The 223-nt window shown below is 49.8% G+C and carries 1 rRNA gene; it reads left to right on the forward strand.

The annotated features are described in order from the left end of the window. Positions 1-223, forward strand: a 23S ribosomal RNA gene (locus BHE89_RS03510); the annotation flags it as partial.

Consider the following 223-nt stretch of genomic DNA (forward strand, 5'->3'; position numbering starts at 1 on the left):
GAATGGCGTAATGATGGCCAGGCTGTCTCCACCCGAGACTCAGTGAAATTGAACTCGCTGTGAAGATGCAGTGTACCCGCGGCAAGACGGAAAGACCCCGTGAACCTTTACTATAGCTTGACACTGAACATTGAGCCTTGATGTGTAGGATAGGGTGGGAGACTATGAAGTGTGGACGCCAGTCTGCATGGAGTCAACCTTGAAATACCACCCTTTAACGTTT

It is taken from the genome of Shigella sp. FC1967 (genome assembly GCF_001743005.1).
In the GTDB taxonomy this organism is placed as follows: Bacteria; Pseudomonadota; Gammaproteobacteria; order Enterobacterales; family Enterobacteriaceae; genus Proteus.